This is a genomic window from Polaribacter gochangensis, from assembly GCF_046224025.1.
Classification (GTDB): domain Bacteria; phylum Bacteroidota; class Bacteroidia; order Flavobacteriales; family Flavobacteriaceae; genus Polaribacter; species Polaribacter gochangensis.
Genome location: NZ_JBJXRF010000001.1, coordinates 152645 through 175552, shown reverse-complemented (window position 1 = coordinate 175552; position 22908 = coordinate 152645). Strand labels below are relative to the sequence as shown.

Sequence of the window (22908 nt, the reverse complement as noted above, 5' to 3'; positions counted from 1 at the left end):
GAAAAAGCCTTACAAATTAGATTGTAAGGCTTTTTAATTTTAAAGTAACATAGGGACACTTAAATAGTAAAATTCCCAGTCTTTTTGTGTTCACTTTTTTCGTATCTGTCGATGCATTTATCAACAATATCATAAGCTTCAGAAGCATTGCCCCAACCACCAACATCTACTTTCTTTTTTTCTAAATCTTTGTAAACTTGAAAAAAATGTGTAATTTCTTTTACTTGGTGTGGATTCATATCAGACAAATCACTTAGCTCATTCCAGATTGGATCAGAAACAGGAACACAAATAATTTTTTCATCGGGTCCTTTTTCATCTGCCATGTGAAAAACGCCAATAGGTTTTACTTCCATTACACACATTGGAAATGTTGGTTCTGAACCTAGAACTAATACATCTAGTGGATCGCCATCTAAAGCAAGCGTTTCTGGAATAAATCCATAATCTGCAGGATACATCATTGAAGAAAATAACATTCTGTCGAAGCGGATTTTATGTAAATCAAAATCGTATTCGTATTTGTTTCTACTTCCTTTTGGGATTTCTATTAATACATCAAATGTTTTTTTTTCTTTTGCAGTCATGTCTAGGTATTTCTATGTTTTTTTCGGACGACAAAAGTAGTAATATTTTAAGGTTTTTAAACTATAAAATAATGCTTATTTTTTATTAAAACCCAGCTTTTATACCAATACGAACTGCAAAACTCGGAGAAGGTAATCCGTTTACACTTGTATGTTTTCCTCGCCAAATAAAATCTACTCTTAACGGGCGGATGTCTTTATAGCCAATGTTTTCTAGCCCAACACCATATTCGTAATAAAGTTTATCTGTTGGTGCAGCATAGGTAATATTTGATTTGTTGATGGCAATATTTTCATCAGAAATGGTTCCGTAAACTGTTTTAAAAGTAAGTAAACTACGAAGTTTTAAATGCTTTATTAATGGCATTCTATTTAAAACAAATCCATTAAAATGATGTTCGAAATGTCCAGAAATATAAGTATCTGTTACAAAATCATAGTAATTCATTAACGAAAAAGTGTTTTTTGTTAACCAATACGTTTGATTTGCAGGAATGGGACTTAATAATGTAATTGGAACTTTTCCGAAAGTTTTTCCGCCATCAACCGTTGCAATTAGCATTCCTATTTTGCCTAAAAGTATTGGTTGGCTGTATTTAAATTGAATTTTATCATAATTAAAATCACCATTTAAAAAGCCTTTGTAGCCTCTATGATAATTTACAACCAAAGAAGGAAAAAGATTTCTTCCCATTTTTTGTTCTACGCCAAATCCGTATTCAAATCTCCCTGGAGTATAAGCGATATAAACATCTGTGCTTACATCGGTCACTTCAGACTGAATGTTGTTATTATCATCTAAATAATCTACTGAGAAATATGTTGGAGAAGCACTTTTTATAACATTATGAGCTGCAGAAATTCCGAAATGAAGGTTTTTCTTAATTTCAATATCAAATTTTAATGCTGTTCTATTTACATCTGATAGAAAATAATTATCTCCTCTAGAAAACAAGGCATTTGGATCAAAAACATTTGCATTTAATCCGTTTGTGCTAAGTAATTTTCCTCCTAGTTGTTCAATGTCTTTCAAGTAAGAAGCTCCAACTGCTATTCTAGGTTTGTAGTTGACTAAATATTTTACTTCTGTACCAAATTTATATCTTTTGTCTTTTGTTCCATAACCAACAAAACCACTTACTCTAAAGCGGTCATCAGTTGTTGTAAAAGTTCTATACCCTAATTTTATTTTTAAACCTTCTACACTGTTTTTCACAATGGTGTTCCAATATTGTCCAAATTGTAAGGTTGATCCGAGTGAAAAATATCCTGTAGACAGTGTGTTTAAAACTCCGCTTATCTGCTTTATTTTTTTCTTGTTTTTTACCGAATTTATAAGTTGATAAGTACTTTTTTTATCTGTTGATTTATGAACGCTATCCCAGTAAATTTCATTTTTATCAAACTGTTTTGGTTTGTAACGAATAATTTTTTCTGAGTAAAAATTATCGGATAATTTTTTATCAAAAACGTAATCAGAATAGGAACTAGTTTTCTTAATAGTTAGCCCCTTATTGTTGTCATTTTTATCTGTAAGTGTAAAATCTCCAGTATAAATATCTTTTTTTGGCAGATAAATACTATCATCTTTTATGGTAAATTCTTTTTCGAAAGACAATCTTCTAACAAAATTTAGATTGATGTCTTTATGAATTTTCATTTTAATTTTTGTGATAGAAAAGTTTTTATCAGCCACCCACAAAAAACCTTCAAAGGCTAAGTCTCCATCTCTTCTTGGGAAAAAATAAATTGCATACGTTTTTTTATTGTTTACAGTAATACTATCGTGTAAAACGTAGTCGTAGGTTTCAAAACCAGTTGTAGAAATAGGACTTACAAATGATTTTTTTAGTATTTCAATATTGTTTTTATGAATATCAATATCATTAAATGTGTTAGACATTCTTTCGAAAACAAAGCCATCTTTATTAACACCATCGTTTTTCTCTGCTTCAATATCTTCCCTTTCGATGTTTAAAGAATTATTTCCGTAAATACTTGTAACGGTTTCACTTAAAAAGAGAGGAATGTAGTAATTGATGCCATCATCATTTGGGGGCAATTCTTTTAAAACCTCTTTGTATTCTTTTTTAAAAATATTTTTTAAAAAAAGCGAATCTAAATTATTTAAACCTACTTCTGTAGTTTGTGTTTTTTTGTATTGATATGCTTTTACAAGCTTTAGTCCATTTTTCTTTTTACGACTCCACACTTCTTTTAAAATTCGGTAAGCGGGATTTTCTTTCTTTTTAAGGCGTTTTTTTGGTTTAGAAACAATTACAATTTCATCTAAAACATTACTTGTTTCTTTTAAGATAATTTTAAAATATGTTTTTTTTGAATTGTATTTTAAAGAGAGTGTTTCAAAACCTACAGAAGAAATTTCTAAGCTGCCGCGTTTTTTTGGTGAGGTTAATTGAAATCTACCATCAAAATCTGTAACAACACCGTTTGTAGTGTTTTTAAAATAAACATTTACATAAGGTAAAGGTTCATTATTAACATCTACTATTTGCCCAGAAATTTTCAGTTGTGCATTACTAACAATACACACAAATAGGAATAAAATTGGGACAAATTTTTTCATGGCAAAAAAAAATCCTTTTTAATATAAAATGATAAAAAGGATTTTAAATGTGTTTAAATTTTACTAAATATACAAAACTTCTTTTACAGCCTTTATAACATCATTAGAATTAGGCAACCATTCTTCTAATAAAACAGGTGAATACGGCGCAGGAGTATCTGCAGTTGTAATTCTTTTAATTGGAGCGTCTAAATAATCGAATGCTTCATCCTGAATTCTATAAGTTATTTCTGAAGCAACACTCGCAAATGGCCAAGCTTCTTCTAAAACAACCAATCGGTTTGTTTTCTTAACAGATTTAATTATTGCATCATGATCCATCGGGCGAACAGTTCTTAAATCGATAATTTCTACAGAAATATTTTCTTTTGCTAATTCTTCAGCAGCTTTGTATGCTTCTTTGATGATTTTTCCGAAAGAAACAATCGTAACGTCTGTTCCTTCTCTTTTTATCTCTGCCACACCAATTGGCAATATATATTCTCCTTCTGGAATTTCCATTTTGTCACCATACATTTGCTCAGATTCCATAAAAATTACAGGATCGTCATCCCTTATGGCAGCTTTTAGCAAACCTTTAGCATCATAAGGGTTTGAAGGAACGATTACTTTTAAACCAGGTGTGTTTGCAAACCAATTTTCAAAAGCTTGAGAGTGTGTAGCTCCTAATTGACCAGCAGAACCAGTTGGTCCGCGAAAAACAATCGGACAATTAAATTGTCCGCCAGACATTTGTCTAATTTTTGCTGCGTTGTTTATTATTTGATCAATTCCAACTAAAGAAAAGTTAAACGTCATGTATTCTACAATTGGTCTGTTTCCGTTCATGGCAGATCCAATGGCGATTCCGGCAAATCCAAGTTCAGCAATCGGAGTGTCAATAACTCTCTTTGCTCCAAACTCGTCTAGCATTCCTTTACTTGCTTTATAAGCCCCATTATATTCTGCAACTTCTTCACCCATTAAATAAATGCTTTCATCTCTGCGCATTTCTTCGCTCATTGCTTCGCAAATCGCTTCTCTAAACTGAACTGTTTTCATTCTTTAATTTCATCTTAAATTAAGTGAAGCAAAAATATAAAAATTAATATTATAACTTGCTATTGTAATAGTAAATAGCTGTTTTTTTATGTATTTTCATTTTTATGTTCAGATTTATTGAAAAATTTACTATGCATGCATAATAAATTGAAAAAAATGTCATAAATTCGTAGCGATAAATAATGAAATAATTTTCAAAAATAGAATTAGATGAAGATATTAGTTTGTATCAGTCATGTACCTGATACCACATCCAAAATTAACTTTACAGATAATGACACGAAGTTTGATACAAGCGGAGTGCAATTTGTAATCAATCCATATGATGAATTTAGTTTAACGCGTGCCATGTGGTTTAAAGAAAAACAAGGAGCAACTGTTACAGTTGTAAATGTTGGGAATGCAACTACAGAGCCAACGTTGCGTAAAGCTTTAGCAATCGGAGCAGATGATGCAATTAGAGTAAACGCAGATGCTACTGATGGATTTTTCGTAGCAAAACAATTGGCAGAAGTTGTAAAAAGCGGAAACTATGATTTGGTTTTAGCAGGAAGAGAATCTATTGATTATAATGGCGGAATGGTTCCAGGCATGTTGGCAACAATCTTAGATTTTAATTTTGTAAATGGTTGTACTGGTTTAGAAATTGAAGGAAACACAGCATCAGCTGTAAGGGAAATTGATGGTGGTAGTGAAAAAGTTTCTGCAGATTTACCTTTAGTGATTGCAGGTCAAAAAGGTTTGGTCGAAGAAAAAGATTTAAGAATTCCGAATATGAGAGGAATTATGATGGCGCGTAAAAAACCATTGTCAGTTGTTGAAGCGACAGATGTTGCAGCACAAACAGCATCTACTTCATTTGAAAAACCAGCGGCAAAAGGTGCAGTTAAATTAGTAGATGCAGATAATATTGATGAGTTAATCAATTTATTGCACAACGAAGCTAAAGTGATTTAAAAGGAATAAGTCAAGAGCTCAAAATCTAAAAATCAAAAAGTCTAAAAATCTTATTAACATATGTCAGTTTTAGTATTTGCCGATTCATCGGAAGGAAAATTTAAAAAATCTGCTTTTGAAGTCGTTTCTTACGGTAAAAAAGTAGCAGAACAATTAGGTTCAAATATCGTAGCTGTAACAATTAATGTTGCAGATGCATCAGAATTATATACATACGGAGCAGAAAAAGTAGTTGCTGTTTCTAATGATCAATTAGCAACTTTTAATGCAAAAGCTTTTGCTTCTGTTTTAGAACAAGTTGCATCAAAAGAAAATGCTAGTGTAGTAATTATAGATTCTAGTGTAAACGGATTGTACTTAGCACCAATTGCAGCAGTACATTTAAATGCAGGTTATGCATCAAATGTTGTTGCGTTGCCAAGTTCTACAAATCCTTTTACAGTAAAAAGAAAAGCGTTTTCTAACAAAGCATTTTCTAATACAACCATTGCAACAGAAACTAAAGTAATAGGTTTGGCAAAGAATTCTTATGGAGCTCACGAAAATGCTGTAAGCGGAACAACAGAAAACTTTGATGCTCAGATTTCTGATGCTGATTTAGGAGTAAAATCTGTAAGTATAGATAAGGCTTCAGGAAAAGTAACAATTGCTGATGCAGATATTGTCGTTTCTGCTGGTCGAGGATTAAAAGGTCCAGAAAATTGGGGAATGATAGAGGAATTAGCTGAGGTTTTAGGCGCTGCAACTGCGTGTTCTAAGCCTGTTTCTGATTTAGGTTGGAGACCACATGGAGAACACGTTGGTCAAACAGGTAAGCCAGTTGCTTCTAATTTATATATTGCAATCGGAATTTCTGGAGCAATTCAACATTTAGCAGGAATTAATGCTTCAAAAGTTAAAGTGGTTATTAATACAGACCCTGAAGCACCATTTTTTAAAGCAGCAGATTACGGAATTGTAGGAGATGCTTTTGAAGTAGTACCAGCTTTAATAGAAAAATTAAAAGTTTTTAAGCAATCATAAATAACAACTATTTAATAAAAAACGAGTTGTATTTTTTTCTTTTAAAATAAATTAGAAGTCAACTCAATATTTTTAGTAAATTGTGCCCATAAAAGGGCTGTCTAAAATTAGGTTTTGCCAATTTAGACAGCCTTTTTTCCTTTTATGAAGATTGAAAATAAATGAGTTTGATAAAACTAACAATTAAAGGTATTTCTTATAGTCAAACACAAACTGGGGCCTATGCTCTGGTATTGAGTGAGATAGGAGGAGATAGAACTTTGCCAATAATTATTGGCGCTTTTGAAGCACAATCTATTGCCATCGCTTTAGAAAAAGAAATTAGACCACCAAGACCCTTAACTCACGATTTATTTAAAACTTTTGCTGACAGATATTTTATCAATATCAAGCAAGTTATTATTCATAAATTAGTTGATGGCGTTTTCTTTTCTAGCCTAATTTCAGAAAAAGATGGTGTTGAAGAAATTATAGATACAAGAACATCAGATGCAATTGCAATTGCAGTTCGCTTTAATGCTCCAATTTATACATATGAAACTATTTTAGATAAAGCCGGAATTTATTTAAAAGTAGAAGAAGAATTGTCTTTAGATGAACCAGAATTAGATACTGATGAGTTGATGGAGGATATTATTTCAGAAACTTCTGAAGAAGATTCAGCTCAAAAATCACTTAAAGAATTATATAAAGAATTAGATGCTGCTGTAGCGAATGAGAACTACGAACTAGCAGCAAAAATTAGAGATGAAATAAGTAAACGCTCTTAAAAAAACCAACAACCTATTATGAAAAAAATATTATTTATCATTTTCTGCTTTGTTTCAGTTTCAATGTTTTCTCAAACAACACCAGAAATAGCATCAGAAATAATACCAAGTCAAGGATTTTCATTTAGCAACTTATGGCGCGGTGTTTTAGGAATGATTTCTTTAATTGTAATCGCATTTTTGTTTTCTTGTAACAAAAAAAATATTGATTGGAAAACTGTAGGGATTGGTTTGACCGCTCAATTATTAATAGCTGTTGGTGTACTTAAAGTAACTTTTATTCAGAATATATTTGAATGGGTTGGTGGTTTATTTGTAAGCGTTCTAGATTTTACAAGAGCCGGAAGTAAATTTTTGTTTGAAGGGTTGGTAGTTGATATGGATAAATTTGGATACATTTTTGCGTTTCAAGTTTTACCAACAATCATCTTTTTCTCTGCATTAACATCTGTCTTATTTTATTTAGGATGGATTCAGAAAATTGTTAAAGCATTGGCATGGTCATTAGCAAAAGTGCTAAAAATATCTGGAGCAGAAAGTTTGTCTGTTGCTGGAAATATTTTTTTAGGACAAACTGAAGCTCCATTATTGATCAAGGCTTATTTAGAAAAAATGAATAAGTCAGAAATGCTATTGGTAATGATTGGCGGAATGGCAACTGTAGCCGGAGCAGTTTTGGCAGCTTATATTGGCTTTTTAGGAGGTGATGATCCTTTGTTAAGATTGCAATTTGCAAAACATTTATTAGCAGCTTCTGTAATGGCAGCACCAGGAGCAATTGTAATTTCAAAAATATTATATCCTCAGGTAGAAAAAGTAAATACCGACGTAAAGGTTTCTAGTGAAAAAATTGGTTCAAATATTTTAGACTCAATTGCAAACGGAACAACTGAAGGATTGCGGTTAGCAGTCAATGTCGGAGCAATGTTGTTGGTTTTTGTTGCATTTATTGCAATGATGAATGGAGTTTTAGGTTGGATAGGAGATATCACTTCTTTAAATGATTGGGTTGCAGGAAACACCTCATATAAAAGTTTTTCTTTAGAGTTTATGTTAGGATATCTTTTTGCGCCTTTAATGTGGTTAATAGGTGTTGCAACTGATGATATGGCAATGATGGGGCAATTACTTGGAATTAAATTAGTAGCCAGTGAGTTTGTTGGTTATATACAATTGGCAGAATTAAAAAATGTGGCTAACGTAGTTCATTTAAATTATGAAAAGTCAATTATTATGGCAACTTATATGCTGTGTGGTTTTGCAAACTTTGCATCCATTGGAATTCAAATAGGTGGAATAGGATCTTTAGCACCAGGACAAAGAAAAGTGTTGTCAGAATTTGGAATGAAAGCGTTGATTGGTGGAACAATTGCATCTTTAATGTCTGCTACTATTGCTGGGATGATTATTGGATAAAAAGGGTTGAGCTAAAAGTAAAAGTAGAAAGGTGAAAGTATGAGAAACTTTAGGAAACTTGATGTTTGGAATGATGCTAGGTTTTTGGTTAAAGAAGTTTATATCATCACATCAAAATTGCCTTCTTCAGAAAAATTTGGATTAATTTCTCAAATTAATAGATGTGTAATTTCCATACCTGCAAATATTGCGGAAGGAAGCGCAAAGGATTCTCAAAAAGATTTTATTAGATTTTTACAATTTAGTTTAGGATCTGCTTATGAGTTAGAATCGCATTTAATTTTATGTTCAGATTTAAATTTTATTGAAGAGAAAGAATTAAATTTGACTATTGATAAAATTCAAATTTTACAAAGACGGATTTCATCCTTAATAAATACAATCAATCTAAACTTTAACCATTTACCTAAAATATGAAACAATATTTAGATTTAGTGAAGCACGTTTTAGAAAACGGAAACGAAAAAGGAGACAGAACAGGAACTGGAACTAAAAGTGTTTTTGGATATCAAATGCGTTTTGATTTAAGTGAAGGTTTTCCTATGGTAACAACCAAAAAATTACACTTAAAGTCGATTATTTATGAATTATTATGGTTTATAAATGGTGATACAAACATTAAGTATTTACAGGAAAACGGAGTTAGAATTTGGAACGATTGGGCTGATGAAAACGGAGATTTAGGTCCGGTTTACGGACATCAATGGCGTAATTGGAATAGCGATGATATTGATCAGTTGCAAGAAGTAATTACTACCTTAAAAAAGAATCCTAATTCTAGAAGAATGATGGTTTCTGCTTGGAATCCATCCGTTTTACCAGATACTTCTGTTTCATTTTCAGAAAATGTTGCTAACGGAAAAGCCGCTTTGCCGCCGTGTCATGCGTTCTTTCAGTTTTATGTAGCTGACGGAAAGTTATCGTGTCAATTATATCAACGTAGCGCAGATATCTTTTTAGGTGTTCCGTTTAACATTGCAAGTTATGCCTTGTTTACCATGATGATAGCACAAGTTTGTGGTTACGAAGCAGGAGAATTTATTCACACATTTGGTGATGCGCACATCTATGATAACCATGTAGAGCAATTAGAATTGCAATTGTCTAGAGAATTACGATCGTTACCTAAAATGAAAATCAACCCAGAAGTTACATCGATTTTTGATTTTAAATTTGAAGATTTTGAGTTGGTAGATTACAATCCACATCCACATATTAAAGGAAAAGTTGCTGTTTAATTATGAGTACAATTACAATCATTGCAGCAATTGCAAATAACAATGCATTAGGTAAAAACAACGATTTAATTTGGCATTTACCTGCCGATTTAAAACGCTTTAAAAAAGTAACTACTGGTCATCATATTTTGATGGGAAGAAATACGTTTGAATCTATTGGAAAACCATTGCCAAACAGAACCACAGTTATTATCACCAGAAATAAAAAATACAAAGCAGAAGGTTGTATTGTTGTTGATAGTATTGAGAAAGCAATAGACGTTGCTAAAGAAGATGAACATGTTTTTATTATTGGCGGAGCGCAAATTTACAAACAAGCTATCGCTTCTAATTTAGTAGATCAATTAGATATTACACAAGTACATCATTCTTTTGATGCCGATGTTTTTTTTCCAGAAATTGATGCTGATATTTGGCAAGAATTTTCTAGAGAAGATTTTTCTCCGGACGAAAAAAACAAATATAAATATAGCTTTATCAGCTATAAAAAGAGGTCTTTTTAGTTGTCGAGTTTCATTCTATATTTCTGCTCTGCAAATTTAAAATACCAAAAAAGTTTATAATTTACATCTAAACCGTAATCAACATTTGTTTGATAATCGATTACGTTTTCGTAAATACGAGAATCATATCGTTGTGGATTTCTAACTCTACTATTCCAAACATTTACATACACTCTGTTTTTATTTTTTAAATACGATTCAGAATAATATTCTTTTGGTCTGGCTTGAGTATTTAAAAAAGAGGTAAAGCCTGGGTCTATAATAATAATTTCGTATTCTAAAGTTTCATTAGAAATTACTACAGGTTGTTCTTTTACAGTTGTATTATTTTTTGCTGGATAAGATCCACAACTAACAATAAGAAAGGTAAAAGTAAAAAAATACACATAAAATTTTAGTTGTTTCATAATCAGTAATTTATTTAGTGAAGGTCGAAAAAATAATTTAAAAAACATTGATTTATTCGAGTTTTAACATTAATTTTCAGCATCAAACTTTATACCATGCGTAAAATTATTTTTCAATTATTTATAATGATTGTTTTCATTTCTTGTAATCAACCAGAAATAAAAAAATCTACCTACAACATCTTAGACGAAAAAGATAGAGCAATAGTACGAGACGAAATTATTGAAGATAGGTTTAACCATCTTCTTCCAAAATTAATGGATGAAACGGATATTGATATGTGGGTTGTTATTTCTAGAGAATACAACGAAGATCCAGTAATTAAAACCATGTTGCCTTCGGTTTGGCTCAATGCAAGAAGAAGAACCATTTTAGTTTTTTATCGCAATAAAGAAAATAATACTATTGAAAAATTAGCAGTTGCAAGATACGATGTTGGTAAAAATATTAAATCGGCTTGGAATAAAGAGAAAGAACCTAATCAATGGAAAGCATTAAGCAAAATTATTGAAGAAAGAAATCCGACTAAAATCGGCGTCAATATTTCTAAACATTTTGCGTTGGCAGATGGTTTGGTAAAAACTGATCACGATGAGTTTATAGAAAATTTATCAAAAGAAAATCAACAAAAAATTGTATCCGCAGAAAAATTAGCCATTGGATGGATAGAAACGAGAACTCCAAAAGAAATGGAATTATTTCAAAAACTCGTAAAAATCACACATGATATTATTGATGAAGCTTTTACAAATAATGTGATAAAACCAGGAGAAACAACTACGGATGATGTTGTTTGGTGGATGCGTCAAAAAGTTACAGATTTAGGTTTGTCAACTTGGTTTCATCCAACAGTAGATATTCAACGAAGCAAAGTGCCGTTAAAATCTCATATTTATTCATTTTCAAAAGCCAAAGACAATCAAGTGATTTTACCTGGTGATTTGTTGCATTGCGATTTTGGAATTAGCTATATTGGTTTACATACCGATTGTCAGCAACACGCCTATGTGTTAGGAAAAGAAGAAACTGAAGTTCCAACTTTTTTAGCGGAGGCTTTTGCAAAAGGAAATCGTTTACAAGATGTTTTAACCACAAATATGCAAACAGGAAAAACCGGAAACGAAATTTTAGCAGCATCACTACAACAAGCAAAAAAAGAAGGATTACAACCATCCATTTATTCTCATCCTTTAGGACTTTTTGGGCATAGTGCCGGAACAACAATTGGAATGTGGGATTCTCAAGGAGGCGTTCCTGTTCGTGGAGATTATCCGCTGCATAATAATACGGTGTATGCAATAGAATTAAATGTGACTGTGCCGATTAAAGAATGGCAAAAAAATATTAGAATTATGTTAGAAGAAGCGGGGTCTTTTGGTGATGGAAAACACACTTACGTAAACGAAAGACAAGAAGCAATTAAACCAATCAAAATAAACTATTAATGCAAAAAAGATGTTTTTGGGTAAATAACGACCCATTATATATAGAATATCATGATAACGAATGGGGAAAACCTGTGTATGATGATAAAACCTTGTTTGAATTTTTATTATTAGAAACTTTTCAAGCAGGTTTAAGTTGGATAACTATTTTAAAAAAACGTGAAAATTTTAGAGCAGCTTTTGATAATTTCGATTATAAAAAAATAGCCAATTACCAACAAGATAAATTTGAAGAATTGCTAGTAAATGAAGGAATCATTAGAAATAAATTAAAAATAAAATCAGCCATTACAAATGCACAATTGTTCCTGGAGATTCAGAAAGAATTTGGTTCGTTTTCTAAATTTATTTGGAAGTATGTTGACGGCAAACCAATTAAAAATTCTTTTATAACAAGAGAAGAGGTTCCAGCTACAACTGCCCTTTCTGATGTCATCTCCAAAGAGTTGAAAAAACGTGGATTCAAGTTTGTCGGTTCAACAATTATTTATGCATTTATGCAAGCAACCGGAATGGTAAATGATCATTCAGTAGATTGTTTTTGTTATTAAGCCACTTGTAAATTAACTTTTACTGTAAATACGAATCGCACTAAAAATAGCAACGGCAATAAATATCCAAAAACCAACTTTTAATGCAGTGTTTTTATAGTGTTTTTTATGGTTGGCAATGTCTTTTCTGTAACTCCATATCATTAGAATAATAAAAGAAAAAGCAAAAACTCCAGCAAAAATTAATTGACCTTTGGTAAACATAAAATCGTATTTTTAAGCAAAAATACAAATTTAACTAAGACAGTATTTCATTTTAAAGCAACATCTATACATATAAACGAAATAAACATGAAAAAAAGAATCGCAGCAGTACACGAATTTCACACAGCATTTAAATTAGGGATAAATGATACGCCAACAGCTAGTATAGGAGAAGATAGAAACCTATTGCGTTTTAATTTAATGAAAGAAGAAAATGAAGAATACTTAGAAGCTGCTCAGAACAATGATTTGGTAGAGGTTGCAGATGCACTTGGTGATATGCTGTACATTTTATGCGGAACAATTATAGAACACGGAATGCAAGATAAAATTGAAGAAGTCTTTGATGAGATTCAAAGATCTAATATGAGCAAATTAGGCGAAGAGGGTAAACCAATTTATCGTGAAGATGGAAAAGTCTTGAAAGGGCCAAATTATTTTAAACCAAACATTGCTAGGGTATTAGATAAATAAAAAAACAATATATTTATTGAAGTTTAAAACTTAAAAATAAAACATCATGAAAAAAATAGTTATTGCATTAATTTGTGTTTTAATGTCTGTAGGTGCTAAATCTCAAAACATTATTGGCGCTTGGGAAGGGTATTCCGAATCAGAAAAAGGGGAGCAAATAAGAAGTGTAGTTATTTTTGCTGATGGATATCAAGTAATGACAAGTTTCGAAGCTGAAACAGGAAAGTTTATTGCAACAAACGGTGGTTCTTGGAGGTTAGCTGGAGACACCATGACAGAAAAAATAGAATTCGACACAACTAATCCAGAACGAGTAGGCACTGAAATAAGTTTTAAAGTTATTATTACAGATGCTGAAATGGAAATTGTTGGTAGTGATATAAAACTGAAAAGAATTGATAACGGAACTCCAGGAAAACTACAAGGTGCTTGGTTAATGTCGGGTAGAATTAGAGATGGAAAAACTCAAATGCGAGACACTTCTGGGCCAAGAAAAACAATGAAAGTATTATCGGGAACCCGATTTCAATGGATTGCTTACAATACAGAAACCAAACAATTTATGGGAACTGGCGGCGGAACATACACAACTATAAATGGAAAATATACAGAAAATATAGAATTCTTTTCTAGGGATGATTCTAAAGCAGGAATTAGCTTATCTTTTGATTATACGTTAAAAGATGAAACATGGAATCATAAAGGATTTTCAAGCAAAGGTGATGCTATGCACGAAATTTGGAGCATTAGAAATTAATTTCTTAAAAATGGTAGCCAACTTTTATTCCTCCAGAATACAATAATCCAAAGCTTTGTAATTCCATTTCAAAACGAATTGTAAACCCATCATGGTTTAAATACTGAATACCAATAGGGATGTAAGCACCACTTTTTTTGTATCGTGGTTCGCCTTGATCATTTAAGAATGGATATTCTTTAAATTTATGACCTAGGAAAAAGCCTAAATATGGAGTCCATTTTTTAACTGCTCTATCTCCATAAAAATGATATGCACTTCCTAAAGAGATTCCTGAATACCCAATTCCTGCTTCAATATTTATTTTTGGATTTATAAAATAATCCAACTCCTACTTCTAAATTTGTTTTAGAGTTGATGTAGTAATCTGTTGATAAACCAAGTATTGACGGACCATAGATGTTGAAATTAATTCCAAATGGGCGACTTGTTCTTGGGTTTACATTTTCAATAAAATCATCTTGAGAATATACTTGGCAAGAAATAAACAAGCATAGCAATAATAGGTTTTTTTCATTTTTTTAGCAATTTATAAGCGCCTAAAATAATAAATAAGAAAATTCCCTATTGATTCGCAATCTGTTTAGGTATAGATTTGGAGTAAATATATGTAAAAAATTACTTTTTACTTTTTAATAACCCCCAAACTATTCTACTTATTATGAAAAAGCCACAGTTTTTTTTGACGGTTAGAGTTAAATTTCAAAAATTAGTATTTTTTTTTCTGAATCTATTTTCAAATTATCAGTTGTCACCTTTATCAAAGGAGTCTAATTTTACTTATAAAGTAGATGTTCATAAAAAATAATAGCTAAGGTCAAGTTTTTAAGTTCTTTACCGTTTTGAAATGTACAATGTCTTGGTGAAAATTTTTAATTAGCTTCTTATTATATGTTGTGATTAGGTAAGGCTTTTTTATAAAGGTATTGAAATTTTTACACTTGTTCCTTTGTTTATTTCGGACGTAATAGTAAATGTTCCTTCTACATTTCTTATTTTTTCTTGAACAGCAAATAAACCAAATCCAGAACCTGTTTTGTTTTTATGACCATTATTAAGAATAGAGGTGTCAAAACCTAAACCGTCATCTATAATATCAATATCAACTTGGTCTAAATTTTTATTAATATGTATAGTTATTAAAGATGCTTTGGCGTATTTGATAGCATTTGTTAAAACCTCTTGAATGCTTCTATAAAGTATTATAGATTTTATTTCACTAAGTTTAAAATTAGTGTTTTTTGTTTCTAGTTTAAATTTAATTTTATGTTTGGCTTCTAAATCATCCAACAACCAACTTACAGCTTCAATAATACCTAATTGATATAACACTGGAGGAGAAAGTTCAAAAGTAATTTTACGACTGTTTTCTAGAGCTTCAGAAATATGATCTTCAATAAATTTTAAGCCGTTGTTAATTCCCTCTAGTTTAGAATCTTTTTTTAATTGATTAATTTTCATTTTAGAAATCACTAAAGATTGGCTAAGATGATCGTGTATGTTAGATGCTATTTTTTTCTTCTGTTTTTCTTCAATTAATGTAATCTCACTTGTTAATTTTTGAAGAGATGTTTGATATTTTTGAATTCTTTCTTTGGCTAAAATCCATTGTGTGATATCTCTTGCAGAAGTAACAAAATAACTTATTTTTTTATTTTTATATACAGGAGATGATAAAAACTCTAGCCAAACATAATGTCCTTTTTTATGACGAACTCTAAAGGTGTATGCTTCTTTATATTGGCCTTTAAAAATTTCATTTTTCATGGTTTCTTTTAAGTCGTCAAGGTCTTCTTTGTGTACTATTTTAAAAATAGTTTTACCGATAAATTCAGTCTGTTCGTATCCTAAAATGTTTTTTATAGATGGGGTGATATATCTAAAAGTACTATCTTCTTCTTGCAAACAAATAATATCACTAGTGTGGTTGGCTAATAAACTTTGCATTTCCTGGCTTTTTGCAACTTTAGCTCTTGTTAATTTATGTTCAGTAATATCTTGAATTACTCCTCTTAATCCTATTACCTCTCCCTTATCATTTGTCGTAGGATACCCAATTGAATTTACCCAAATTTTTTGATTTTGAGCGTTTTTAAATCTTAGCTCTAAATCGAATTTTTCATTATTTTTAATACTATGTTCAAGAGCTTTTTCAAGTATTTCTCTTGAGCCGTCTACATAATGGCATAAGGCTATCTCAAAAGTAGGAATTTCACCAATTGGTATTCCATAGATTTTAAATACTTGGTTAGACCAACGTACTTTTTGAGTTTCTATATCAAAATCCCAAGCACCAATTTTAGCTATTCTTCCAGATTCATTCAAGAGAAACTCGCTTTGTTCAGCTTTTTTAAGAGCATCTTTAATTTTAATATTATTTAGTTTTCTTTCTGTAATATCTTGAATTACACCTCTTAAGCCAATTACTTGATTTTTTTCATTAGTTACAGGAAATCCGATGGTATTGATCCAAAGTTCTTCTTTTTGTGCGTTTTGAAATTTTAATTCTAAATCGTATTTTTTATTCTGTGCAACACTTTCTTCTATCGCTTTTGTTAATATCTTTTTAGACTTACCAGTGTAAAAATTTATAGCATCTTTAAGAGAAGGGTACTCGCCAACAGGAAGTCCATGAAGTTTAAAAACTTGGTCAGACCATTTTACTTTCTGGGTAGCTAAATCAATTTCCCAAGAACCAACATTGGCTATTTTTTCCGATTCTTTTAAAAGAAACTCACTCAGTTCAACATCTTCTAATGCTTTCTCAATTTTTTCTCGACTCAATTTTTTTTCTGTAATATCTTGTATAACGCCTCTAATACCAACTACTTCATTTTTTTTATTAGTTACAGGATACCCAATTGTATTGACCCAAAGTTTTTCTTTCTGAGCATTTTGAAACCTTAATTCTAAATCGTATTTTTTGTTTTGTGCAATACTTTCTTCAATTGCTTTTTCTAGTATTTCTTTAGATCCATCTATAAAAAAATCTAAAGCATTTTCAAGCAAAGGAAGTTCACCAATAGGTAAACCATGAAGCTTAAAAACCTGATCAGACCAACTTACTTTTTGTGTAAGGATATTAATTTCCCAAGAACCAACATTGGCAATTTTTTCTGATTCTTTTAACAGGAATTCATTTTGTTCAACTTCTTTAAGCGCTTTTTTAATTTTCTTTTGACTTCTTTTTAAGTCTTTTTCAGTTAATTTTTGTGCTGTCACATCATTCATAATAACCAAGGCACCTAATTTTTTACCTTCTTTATCAAAAAATGTAGAGGCATTGCAAAGTACATGTCTTGGTTCTTGGTTTTTGGCTTTGATAACCATTTGTTGGTTTGCAACCTTTTGATTGTTTAAAGCTTTAATCAGAGGAATTTCACTGGTTTTAAGTAAAGTTTTTGAATTTGATTTATATAAACCGTAGTTTTTAGCCCATTCTTCTTGAGGTATTTTTAAAAGATCTATACCATGCCATTTTTTAGCGGTTTTATTAAAAAGCACTAATTTGCCTTCTGCATCACATGCAACAATACCAGCAGGATGGTTTTCTGTTAAGGCAAAAGCAAAGTCATTTTGTTGTTTTAAAGCCTCCTGAATTTTTCTTGTTTCAGTAATGTTTTCTACAATAATTAATATAAACTCTTCATTGTTAATTATAATTATTTCTCCAGAAATTAACCAAATTTTATTTTTTTCAGATTTAATCGTAAAACTAGCTTCATAGTTTTTTACTTTGCCATTTTTTTTTACTTTTTCAATAAAAATTTTGCTTTCTTTTTTAGAATCCCAAATGTCTATGTCAAACAACTTAGCTCCAATTAATTTATCATTAGAATAACCAGTAAATTTAGCAGCAGCATCATTTGAGTTTATAATTTCGTAATCTTTTAAACGTGCAAGAACTATTGGGGCTGTACTGTTTTTTAATATTTTAAAGAAATTTTCTTGGCTTTCTTTTAAGTTGTTTTCAGCTTTCTTTTTTTTGGAGATGTCTTGTAGTACTCCAACCATTTTTAAGAGCTTACCGTTTTTATTGTAGGATATTTCTGCAGTAGAATGAACCGTTCTAATTGTACCTTTATTTTTTGGTTTAATTTGATATTCTAAACTGTATTCTCCACCATTTTTTATAAAGTTGGTGATTGATTTACGAACATATTTGCGGTTAATAATACAGCTCTCAATTAAATCAACTGTTAATTGATCTGTTTTTGGATCAAAACCAAAAATGGTTTGCGCTTGTTCTGAAGCCCATAGTTGACCAGTTTTAAAGTTGTATTCCCAATTTCCAACTTTACCAATTTGTTGTAATTTATTATATCGCTCTTGGTTTTCTTTTAAAAGTAATTCCCCTTTTTTAAGTTCAGTTATATCATCGAATGTTGTAAAAACCTGATAAGGTTTTTTTTCTTTGTCTTTAAATTGTGGAATGGCGTCTATCTTTATCCAACGATAGTCATTTTCACTAGAATTTATAATCCCCATGATTTTATTTAAAACAGGTTTTCCTGTTTTTAAAGCGATCATACTTGGATGTGTTTCTCCGGGATAGTCCGAGCCATCTTCATGAATACATTTCCAACTAGGATCTAAAGAAGTTTTACCTTGCATTTGGTCTAAGCTAAGACCTAGAATGTTTAAAGCAGCATTATTAACATCTGTTATTTCACCCTTAGAATTTTGGTAAGTTACACCAAGATTCATTGTTTTAAACAACAGTTGAAATTTGTCTTGTTCCTTAATTGTGTTTTGTAAAATTTTATTTTTTTGGTTGTTATTACTCATTCATTACTTTTTAAACTGGGGATAAAAAATAAATTATGATCTATCTTTGGGGCTGATAAAAACAAATATAATAATTTTAAGTTATTGGCTGTTTTTTTTGCAATAAAAACGATACATACTAAGCTCAATATATTGAAAATAATTTAAAAATACAAAAAAAGCTGTTGTAGTTTTTACCTAATTAAATCTACAATTCGTAATTTTTGCCTTCAGAAGCAAGTCTAAAACCTAATTTTTCTATTTCTTTTCGCTCTTTGCTATTTTCTTGTAGCGTAGGGTTTGTGTGATTAAAATGAATAAAAATCACTTTGTTTTTTGTTGCTAAAGACTCTTTTTTAAATAAGGCAACGGTTTCAGAAGTAAACGGATGTGGAATTTCAGACATTGGTCTATTGATTTCTCCATCTTTTAAAAAGGATGCATCTAAAAATGCATAATCAACTTTTTTAACTTCATCAATAATGCTCTTTTTCCATTTGTGCCATTTGTCAATATCCGGAATAAACAAGGCTATTTTTTTGGGTCCTTTAATTTTATATCCTACAGTTTCAGAAAACTCATCTCTATGTGGAACTCTAAATGGGGTTACTTTTAATTGTTTGTTTAATACAATTGTAGAATCGTTGTGCAAAGGTTCTATATCAATATTTTTAATTGAAACCAATTGACTCCATGGCCCGTTAGTTTCTAAAAACGATTTCATTTTAGGCATTGCATATACTTTGGTTCCTTGTTTTCCTAACGCCTCTCTACCAAAATACATCAAGCCTGAATAATGACCAATATGTGCGTGCGTTAGAAAAACGCCATCAATAATTGTTGACGTTTTTAAATGGTGTTGCTCTAAATTTGCTAATTGCGTATGCATATCTGGAGTAGCTTCAAAAATCCATTTTTGCTTGTTTTGTTGATCAACTAAACCAAGAGAAACAACACTTTTTCTTTTGTTTGTTCCGTTGTAATAATTAGCGCAACATTCTTTTTGACAACCAATATGAGGATAACCACCATCTTGAGCAATTCCCAAAATAGTGATGTATTGTTGTCGTTTTTTTTGTTCAATTATTTCTGTGGATGTATTTTCTACTTTACAGCCAATTGTAAAAATGATAAAAGTTAATAATGCTATTTTTAATTTCATTTTAGATAAAATTTAAAATTGAAAGCTACAAAAAAAGCATCAATCTAAGATTGATGCTTTTTATTATTTTATTTATATAGAAACTATAATTGAACTCTCCATCCGTAAGGATCTTCAGCTTTATTAGTTTGTATGTCAGTAATTCTCTTTTTTAATTGGGAAGCATAAGAATTTTCTAATTCTGGCAACTCAAAATCTTCTCCTTTAAATCCAAAACCAGCAATTGGTGAAATTACAGCTGCTGTTCCTGCTCCAAATAATTCTTTTAAATTTCCGTTTTTAGCTGCTTCAACAACTTCATTTACAGTGATTTTACGTTCTTCAACATGTATGCCGTTATCTTTTGCAATTTGTAAAACACTTTTACGTGTAATTCCGTCTAAAATTCTATCTGAAGTTGGACTTGTAATTAAGGTGTCGTTTATTCTAACAAAAATATTCATTGCGCCAGCTTCTTCAATATATTCGTGACTTGTGTCATCTGTCCAGATAACTTGATTGTAGCCTTTTTCTATGGCTAATTGAGTTGGATAAAATTGCGCAGCATAATTTCCTCCAGCTTTTGCAAATCCAACGCCACCATTTGCAGCTCTTGCATATTTTTCTTCAATTAAAACTTTTACTTTCCCAGCAAAATAAGCACCAGAAGGAGCTGTTGCAATAATAAATTTATATTCGGTTGCAGGTGAAGCATGAAAACCGTTTCCTGTAGCAAAAATAAAAGGTCTTATGTATAAAGAGCTTCCTTCGTTAGTTGGAATCCAAGCGTTATCAATTTCTAATAATTTTTTCAAACCATTCATAAAAAGGTCTTCAGGAACTTGTGGAATCACCATTCTTTCTGCCGATTTATTTAAACGTTTGCAATTGTCCAAAGGTCTAAATAATAAGGTGTTTTCATTGGCGTCTTTGTAGGCTTTCATTCCTTCAAAAATAGATTGTCCGTAATGGAAAATCTTTGCTGATGGATCTAAAGAAATTGCAGCATAAGGTTGAATAGTTGGATTTTGCCATTTCCCATCTTTATAATCACACACAAACATATGGTCCGAAAAAACCGTTCCAAAAGGCAAATTGTTAAAATCTACTGAAGCTATCCTAGAACTTTGAATAGAGGTAATTTTTATAGTTGAATTCATTTTGAATCAGAAATTTAATGTCGCAAAGGTAGGTAAATTATCACGTTCTAAACTCAGATAATGTCGAATTTTATTGTTTAAATCCTTACATTTGTAGTAAATGTGTTAAAATTAAAAATGATGAAAAATCTATTAAAAGTGTGTGTTGTTTTCTTATTGGTTTTTATAGCCTGTAAAGAAAACACAAAAGAGAAAAGTGAAACAAAGACAACCGAAGCTATAACTAAGTTTGATTCTTTTGGAGCAACGATTTCGAATGAGGATGCTATTGATTCTAAAGCAATGTTAGCCAAGTTTAAATCGTTAAAAGCAGGTGATACTATCAATGTGAAATTTGCATCAAAAATTGATGAGGTTTGTTCTAAAAAAGGTTGCTGGATGAAGTTAGATTTAACAGACGAAACACAAACTATGGTTCGTTTTAAAGACTACGGATTTTTTATGCCGTTAGACGCTAAAGACAGAGAGGTAATTGTAAACGGTAAAGCTTACGTTACAGAAACTTCTGTAGCCGATTTAAAGCATTATGCTGAAGACGCTGGAAAAACAAAAGAAGAAATTGCTAAAATTACCATGCCTAAATTAGAATTTGCATTTGAAGCAGACGGAGTTTTAATGAAAAAATAATGAAAAAGATTATTTTCATATGTTCACTTTTTCTTTTTATTGGATGCAATTCTAAAAAAGAAGAGAAAGTAGAAATTACTCCGAAAGGAAACTTTTATAAGCAGTCAGAAATGGCTGCTTTAATGTTATTGATGTATGAAACAAATGCACAAAACAAGCAATTAATTTTAGACGGAAAACAGCCAAAAGAGTTTCCAAAAGAGTTTTTAAAGATTCATACGGCAGAATTAACAGATTCAACAGATAGAACAGCAGATTTTAAAGCGTTTTCGAATTTCTATTTAGATCATATGAAGCTAGTTTTTGAAACTTCTGAAGAATCGTTAATTTCTAAACATAATGCCACAATTAATAGTTGTATTGCTTGTCACCAAACTACGTGTATTGGACCAATTCCAAAAATTAAAAAACTATTAATTCAGTAATTTGAAAAGAGAAATTGTGTTAACTTCGGATGGTTCTACAACCATCCATTTACCAGATTGGAATGAAAATTATCATTCAACACACGGCGCAATTCAAGAATCAAAACACGTATTTATTTCTAAAGGATTTGATGCAATTTCTTTATCTGAAATTTCAATTTTAGAAATTGGTTTTGGAACAGGTTTAAATTGTTTTATCACTTTTTTAGAAGCGCAAGCGAAAGAAAAATCAATCAATTATGTTGGAGTAGAAGCGTATCCTGTTACCAAAAAAGAGGTTGCGAAACTCAATTATGTCTCAGAATTAAAAGCTGAAAACCAACAATTCATTTTTGATGCAATCCATAATTGTACTTGGGAAGAAAAACATCAGATTCAGTCTAATTTTTGGTTGACAAAAAGAAAACAATTTTTTAAAGATATTATTGATGTAAAACAGTTTGATATTGTTTATTTTGATGCTTTTGGAGCAGAACATCAACCACAATTATGGACAGTAGCTATTTTTAAAAAAATGTATCAAGCTTTAAAAGTAAACGGAATTTTAGTAACTTATTCCGCCAAAGGAAGCGTTCGAAGAGCTATGCAAGAAGTTGGTTTTTCTGTAGAACGACTTAATGGTCCGCCAGGAAAAAGAGAAATGCTAAGAGCAACAAGAATAACATAAAGAGGATTTATAATGGAAGAAAAAAGAATTAAATTTAGAAGAATAAAGGGGCGAAAAAAATCAAATCCTAAACGAGGAATTGTGTTTATTATTTTATTAATAATTATGGTGTATTTATGGATGAACGCAGAAGCAATCCTTACTAAAGTACTGCCGTAGA

The 22908-nt window shown here is 30.8% G+C and carries 23 protein-coding genes; 14 read left to right on the top strand and 9 right to left on the bottom strand.

Going from position 1 to position 22908, the window contains the following annotated elements; all coding sequences use genetic code 11:
* Positions 1 to 59: 59 nt before the first annotated feature.
* From ACEWL1_RS00815 to ACEWL1_RS00805, 3 genes are all read right to left on the bottom strand, one after another.
* The gene (locus tag ACEWL1_RS00815; RefSeq protein ID WP_409231393.1) at positions 60 to 587 is read right to left on the bottom strand and encodes an inorganic diphosphatase; all 528 of its coding nucleotides are present in this window, start codon (positions 585 to 587) and stop codon (positions 60 to 62) included.
* Positions 588 to 672: 85 nt separating this feature from the next.
* Positions 673 to 3174: a DUF5686 family protein gene (locus ACEWL1_RS00810; protein WP_409231392.1), complete on the bottom strand. Its 2502-nt coding sequence runs from the start codon at positions 3172 to 3174 to the stop codon at positions 673 to 675.
* 63 nt (positions 3175 to 3237) lie between these two features.
* Positions 3238 to 4215 (bottom strand): pyruvate dehydrogenase complex E1 component subunit beta, encoded by a 978-nt coding sequence (locus tag ACEWL1_RS00805; RefSeq protein ID WP_409231391.1) that lies wholly within the window; start codon positions 4213 to 4215, stop codon positions 3238 to 3240.
* Between the two features lie 210 nt (positions 4216 to 4425).
* Here ACEWL1_RS00805 and ACEWL1_RS00800 point away from each other — a divergent pair, with 210 nt between their 5' ends.
* The 7 genes from ACEWL1_RS00800 (at position 4426) to ACEWL1_RS00770 (ending at position 10122) form a co-directional block, all read left to right on the top strand.
* The gene (locus ACEWL1_RS00800; RefSeq protein ID WP_409231390.1) at positions 4426 to 5172 is read left to right on the top strand and encodes an electron transfer flavoprotein subunit beta/FixA family protein; all 747 of its coding nucleotides are present in this window, start codon (positions 4426 to 4428) and stop codon (positions 5170 to 5172) included.
* Positions 5173 to 5232: 60 nt separating this feature from the next.
* Positions 5233 to 6195 (top strand): electron transfer flavoprotein subunit alpha/FixB family protein, encoded by a 963-nt coding sequence (locus ACEWL1_RS00795; protein ID WP_409231389.1) that lies wholly within the window; start codon positions 5233 to 5235, stop codon positions 6193 to 6195.
* A gap of 161 nt (positions 6196 to 6356) precedes the next feature.
* Entirely contained in the window at positions 6357 to 6965 is a 609-nt protein-coding gene (locus ACEWL1_RS00790; protein ID WP_409231388.1) for a bifunctional nuclease domain-containing protein, read from the top strand.
* A 63-nt stretch (positions 6966 to 7028) separates the two neighbouring features.
* Positions 7029 to 8381, top strand: coding sequence for a NupC/NupG family nucleoside CNT transporter (locus ACEWL1_RS00785; protein WP_409232248.1), 1353 nt, complete (start codon positions 7029 to 7031; stop codon positions 8379 to 8381).
* Positions 8382 to 8420: 39 nt separating this feature from the next.
* Positions 8421 to 8798 (top strand): four helix bundle protein, encoded by a 378-nt coding sequence (locus ACEWL1_RS00780; RefSeq protein WP_409231387.1) that lies wholly within the window; start codon positions 8421 to 8423, stop codon positions 8796 to 8798.
* Entirely contained in the window at positions 8795 to 9619 is an 825-nt protein-coding gene (locus tag ACEWL1_RS00775) for a thymidylate synthase (RefSeq protein ID WP_409231386.1), read from the top strand. Before ACEWL1_RS00780 ends, ACEWL1_RS00775 begins: the two co-directional genes overlap by 4 nt.
* A 2-nt stretch (positions 9620 to 9621) precedes the next feature.
* Positions 9622 to 10122, top strand: a complete 501-nt coding sequence (locus ACEWL1_RS00770; protein ID WP_409231385.1) for a dihydrofolate reductase — start codon at positions 9622 to 9624, stop codon at positions 10120 to 10122.
* Here ACEWL1_RS00770 and ACEWL1_RS00765 read toward each other — a convergent pair.
* Positions 10119 to 10529 (bottom strand): DUF6146 family protein, encoded by a 411-nt coding sequence (locus ACEWL1_RS00765; RefSeq protein ID WP_409231384.1) that lies wholly within the window; start codon positions 10527 to 10529, stop codon positions 10119 to 10121. The two genes, ACEWL1_RS00770 and ACEWL1_RS00765, sit on opposite strands and share 4 nt — an antisense overlap.
* Before the next feature lie 96 nt (positions 10530 to 10625).
* On the opposite strand from ACEWL1_RS00765, the gene ACEWL1_RS00760 reads away from it, so the two are divergent.
* Both ACEWL1_RS00760 and ACEWL1_RS00755 read left to right on the top strand, forming a co-directional pair.
* Positions 10626 to 11975 (top strand): M24 family metallopeptidase, encoded by a 1350-nt coding sequence (locus ACEWL1_RS00760; protein WP_409231383.1) that lies wholly within the window; start codon positions 10626 to 10628, stop codon positions 11973 to 11975.
* Positions 11975 to 12526 carry a DNA-3-methyladenine glycosylase I gene (locus tag ACEWL1_RS00755; RefSeq protein ID WP_409231382.1) on the top strand — a complete coding sequence of 184 codons (552 nt, stop codon included), beginning with the start codon at positions 11975 to 11977 and terminating at the stop codon, positions 12524 to 12526. The genes ACEWL1_RS00760 and ACEWL1_RS00755 overlap by 1 nt, the downstream gene beginning before the upstream one ends.
* Positions 12527 to 12538: 12 nt before the next feature.
* Here ACEWL1_RS00755 and ACEWL1_RS00750 read toward each other — a convergent pair whose 3' ends face one another.
* Positions 12539 to 12730, bottom strand: coding sequence for a hypothetical protein (locus tag ACEWL1_RS00750; RefSeq protein ID WP_409231381.1), 192 nt, complete (start codon positions 12728 to 12730; stop codon positions 12539 to 12541).
* 87 nt (positions 12731 to 12817) lie between these two features.
* Between ACEWL1_RS00750 and ACEWL1_RS00745 the strand changes: the two genes are divergently transcribed.
* Together ACEWL1_RS00745 and ACEWL1_RS00740 are read left to right on the top strand one after the other, a co-directional pair.
* Entirely contained in the window at positions 12818 to 13204 is a 387-nt protein-coding gene (locus ACEWL1_RS00745; protein WP_409231380.1) for a pyrophosphohydrolase domain-containing protein, read from the top strand.
* A gap of 46 nt (positions 13205 to 13250) precedes the next feature.
* A complete protein-coding gene (locus ACEWL1_RS00740) occupies positions 13251 to 13961 on the top strand; it encodes a membrane or secreted protein (RefSeq protein ID WP_409231379.1) in 711 nt (236 codons plus the stop codon).
* 4 nt (positions 13962 to 13965) lie between these two features.
* On the opposite strand, the gene ACEWL1_RS00735 is transcribed toward ACEWL1_RS00740, so the two are convergent.
* The 4 genes from ACEWL1_RS00735 to ACEWL1_RS00720 form a co-directional block, all read right to left on the bottom strand.
* On the bottom strand, positions 13966 to 14289 hold the full coding sequence (locus ACEWL1_RS00735; RefSeq protein WP_409231378.1) for a hypothetical protein: 324 nt from the start codon (positions 14287 to 14289) through the stop codon (positions 13966 to 13968).
* Between the two features lie 587 nt (positions 14290 to 14876).
* Positions 14877 to 18749, bottom strand: a complete 3873-nt coding sequence (locus tag ACEWL1_RS00730) for a PAS domain S-box protein (RefSeq protein WP_409231377.1) — start codon at positions 18747 to 18749, stop codon at positions 14877 to 14879.
* 187 nt (positions 18750 to 18936) lie between these two features.
* Entirely contained in the window at positions 18937 to 19890 is a 954-nt protein-coding gene (locus ACEWL1_RS00725) for an MBL fold metallo-hydrolase (RefSeq protein ID WP_409231376.1), read from the bottom strand.
* Positions 19891 to 19973: 83 nt separating this feature from the next.
* Positions 19974 to 21029, bottom strand: coding sequence for a branched-chain amino acid aminotransferase (locus tag ACEWL1_RS00720; RefSeq protein ID WP_409231375.1), 1056 nt, complete (start codon positions 21027 to 21029; stop codon positions 19974 to 19976).
* A 120-nt stretch (positions 21030 to 21149) separates the two neighbouring features.
* Between ACEWL1_RS00720 and ACEWL1_RS00715 the strand changes: the two genes are divergently transcribed.
* Genes ACEWL1_RS00715 through mnmD form a run of 3 tightly spaced genes read left to right on the top strand, consistent with a single transcriptional unit; the run spans position 21150 to position 22748 of the window.
* Positions 21150 to 21656, top strand: a complete 507-nt coding sequence (locus tag ACEWL1_RS00715; RefSeq protein WP_409231374.1) for a DUF4920 domain-containing protein — start codon at positions 21150 to 21152, stop codon at positions 21654 to 21656.
* Complete coding sequence (locus ACEWL1_RS00710; protein ID WP_409231373.1) at positions 21656 to 22081, top strand: hypothetical protein; 426 nt, start codon at positions 21656 to 21658, stop codon at positions 22079 to 22081. The genes ACEWL1_RS00715 and ACEWL1_RS00710 overlap by 1 nt, the downstream gene beginning before the upstream one ends.
* Before the next feature lies 1 nt (position 22082).
* Positions 22083 to 22748 (top strand): tRNA (5-methylaminomethyl-2-thiouridine)(34)-methyltransferase MnmD, encoded by a 666-nt coding sequence (gene mnmD / locus ACEWL1_RS00705; protein WP_409231372.1) that lies wholly within the window; start codon positions 22083 to 22085, stop codon positions 22746 to 22748.
* The last annotated feature ends 160 nt before the right edge of the window (positions 22749 to 22908 follow it).

Bases quoted from the DNA above. Each gene is read 5' to 3' on its own strand.
- ACEWL1_RS00790 (WP_409231388.1), top strand. From the start codon at position 6,357: ATGAGTTTGATAAAACTAACAATTAAAGGTATTTCTTATAGTCAAACA.
- ACEWL1_RS00780 (WP_409231387.1), top strand. From the start codon at position 8,421: ATGAGAAACTTTAGGAAACTTGATGTTTGGAATGATGCTAGGTTTTTG.
- ACEWL1_RS00720 (WP_409231375.1), bottom strand. From the start codon at position 21,029: ATGAATTCAACTATAAAAATTACCTCTATTCAAAGTTCTAGGATAGCT.
- ACEWL1_RS00730 (WP_409231377.1), bottom strand. From the start codon at position 18,749: ATGAGTAATAACAACCAAAAAAATAAAATTTTACAAAACACAATTAAG.
- ACEWL1_RS00715 (WP_409231374.1), top strand. From the start codon at position 21,150: ATGAAAAATCTATTAAAAGTGTGTGTTGTTTTCTTATTGGTTTTTATA.
- ACEWL1_RS00740 (WP_409231379.1), top strand. From the start codon at position 13,251: ATGAAAAAAATAGTTATTGCATTAATTTGTGTTTTAATGTCTGTAGGT.
- ACEWL1_RS00765 (WP_409231384.1), bottom strand. From the start codon at position 10,529: ATGAAACAACTAAAATTTTATGTGTATTTTTTTACTTTTACCTTTCTT.
- ACEWL1_RS00785 (WP_409232248.1), top strand. From the start codon at position 7,029: ATGTTTTCTCAAACAACACCAGAAATAGCATCAGAAATAATACCAAGT.
- ACEWL1_RS00745 (WP_409231380.1), top strand. From the start codon at position 12,818: ATGAAAAAAAGAATCGCAGCAGTACACGAATTTCACACAGCATTTAAA.
- ACEWL1_RS00795 (WP_409231389.1), top strand. From the start codon at position 5,233: ATGTCAGTTTTAGTATTTGCCGATTCATCGGAAGGAAAATTTAAAAAA.
- ACEWL1_RS00755 (WP_409231382.1), top strand. From the start codon at position 11,975: ATGCAAAAAAGATGTTTTTGGGTAAATAACGACCCATTATATATAGAA.
- ACEWL1_RS00805 (WP_409231391.1), bottom strand. From the start codon at position 4,215: ATGAAAACAGTTCAGTTTAGAGAAGCGATTTGCGAAGCAATGAGCGAA.
- ACEWL1_RS00800 (WP_409231390.1), top strand. From the start codon at position 4,426: ATGAAGATATTAGTTTGTATCAGTCATGTACCTGATACCACATCCAAA.
- ACEWL1_RS00775 (WP_409231386.1), top strand. From the start codon at position 8,795: ATGAAACAATATTTAGATTTAGTGAAGCACGTTTTAGAAAACGGAAAC.
- ACEWL1_RS00760 (WP_409231383.1), top strand. From the start codon at position 10,626: ATGCGTAAAATTATTTTTCAATTATTTATAATGATTGTTTTCATTTCT.
- ACEWL1_RS00710 (WP_409231373.1), top strand. From the start codon at position 21,656: ATGAAAAAGATTATTTTCATATGTTCACTTTTTCTTTTTATTGGATGC.
- ACEWL1_RS00770 (WP_409231385.1), top strand. From the start codon at position 9,622: ATGAGTACAATTACAATCATTGCAGCAATTGCAAATAACAATGCATTA.
- ACEWL1_RS00725 (WP_409231376.1), bottom strand. From the start codon at position 19,890: ATGAAATTAAAAATAGCATTATTAACTTTTATCATTTTTACAATTGGC.
- ACEWL1_RS00815 (WP_409231393.1), bottom strand. From the start codon at position 587: ATGACTGCAAAAGAAAAAAAAACATTTGATGTATTAATAGAAATCCCA.
- ACEWL1_RS00750 (WP_409231381.1), bottom strand. From the start codon at position 12,730: ATGTTTACCAAAGGTCAATTAATTTTTGCTGGAGTTTTTGCTTTTTCT.
- ACEWL1_RS00810 (WP_409231392.1), bottom strand. From the start codon at position 3,174: ATGAAAAAATTTGTCCCAATTTTATTCCTATTTGTGTGTATTGTTAGT.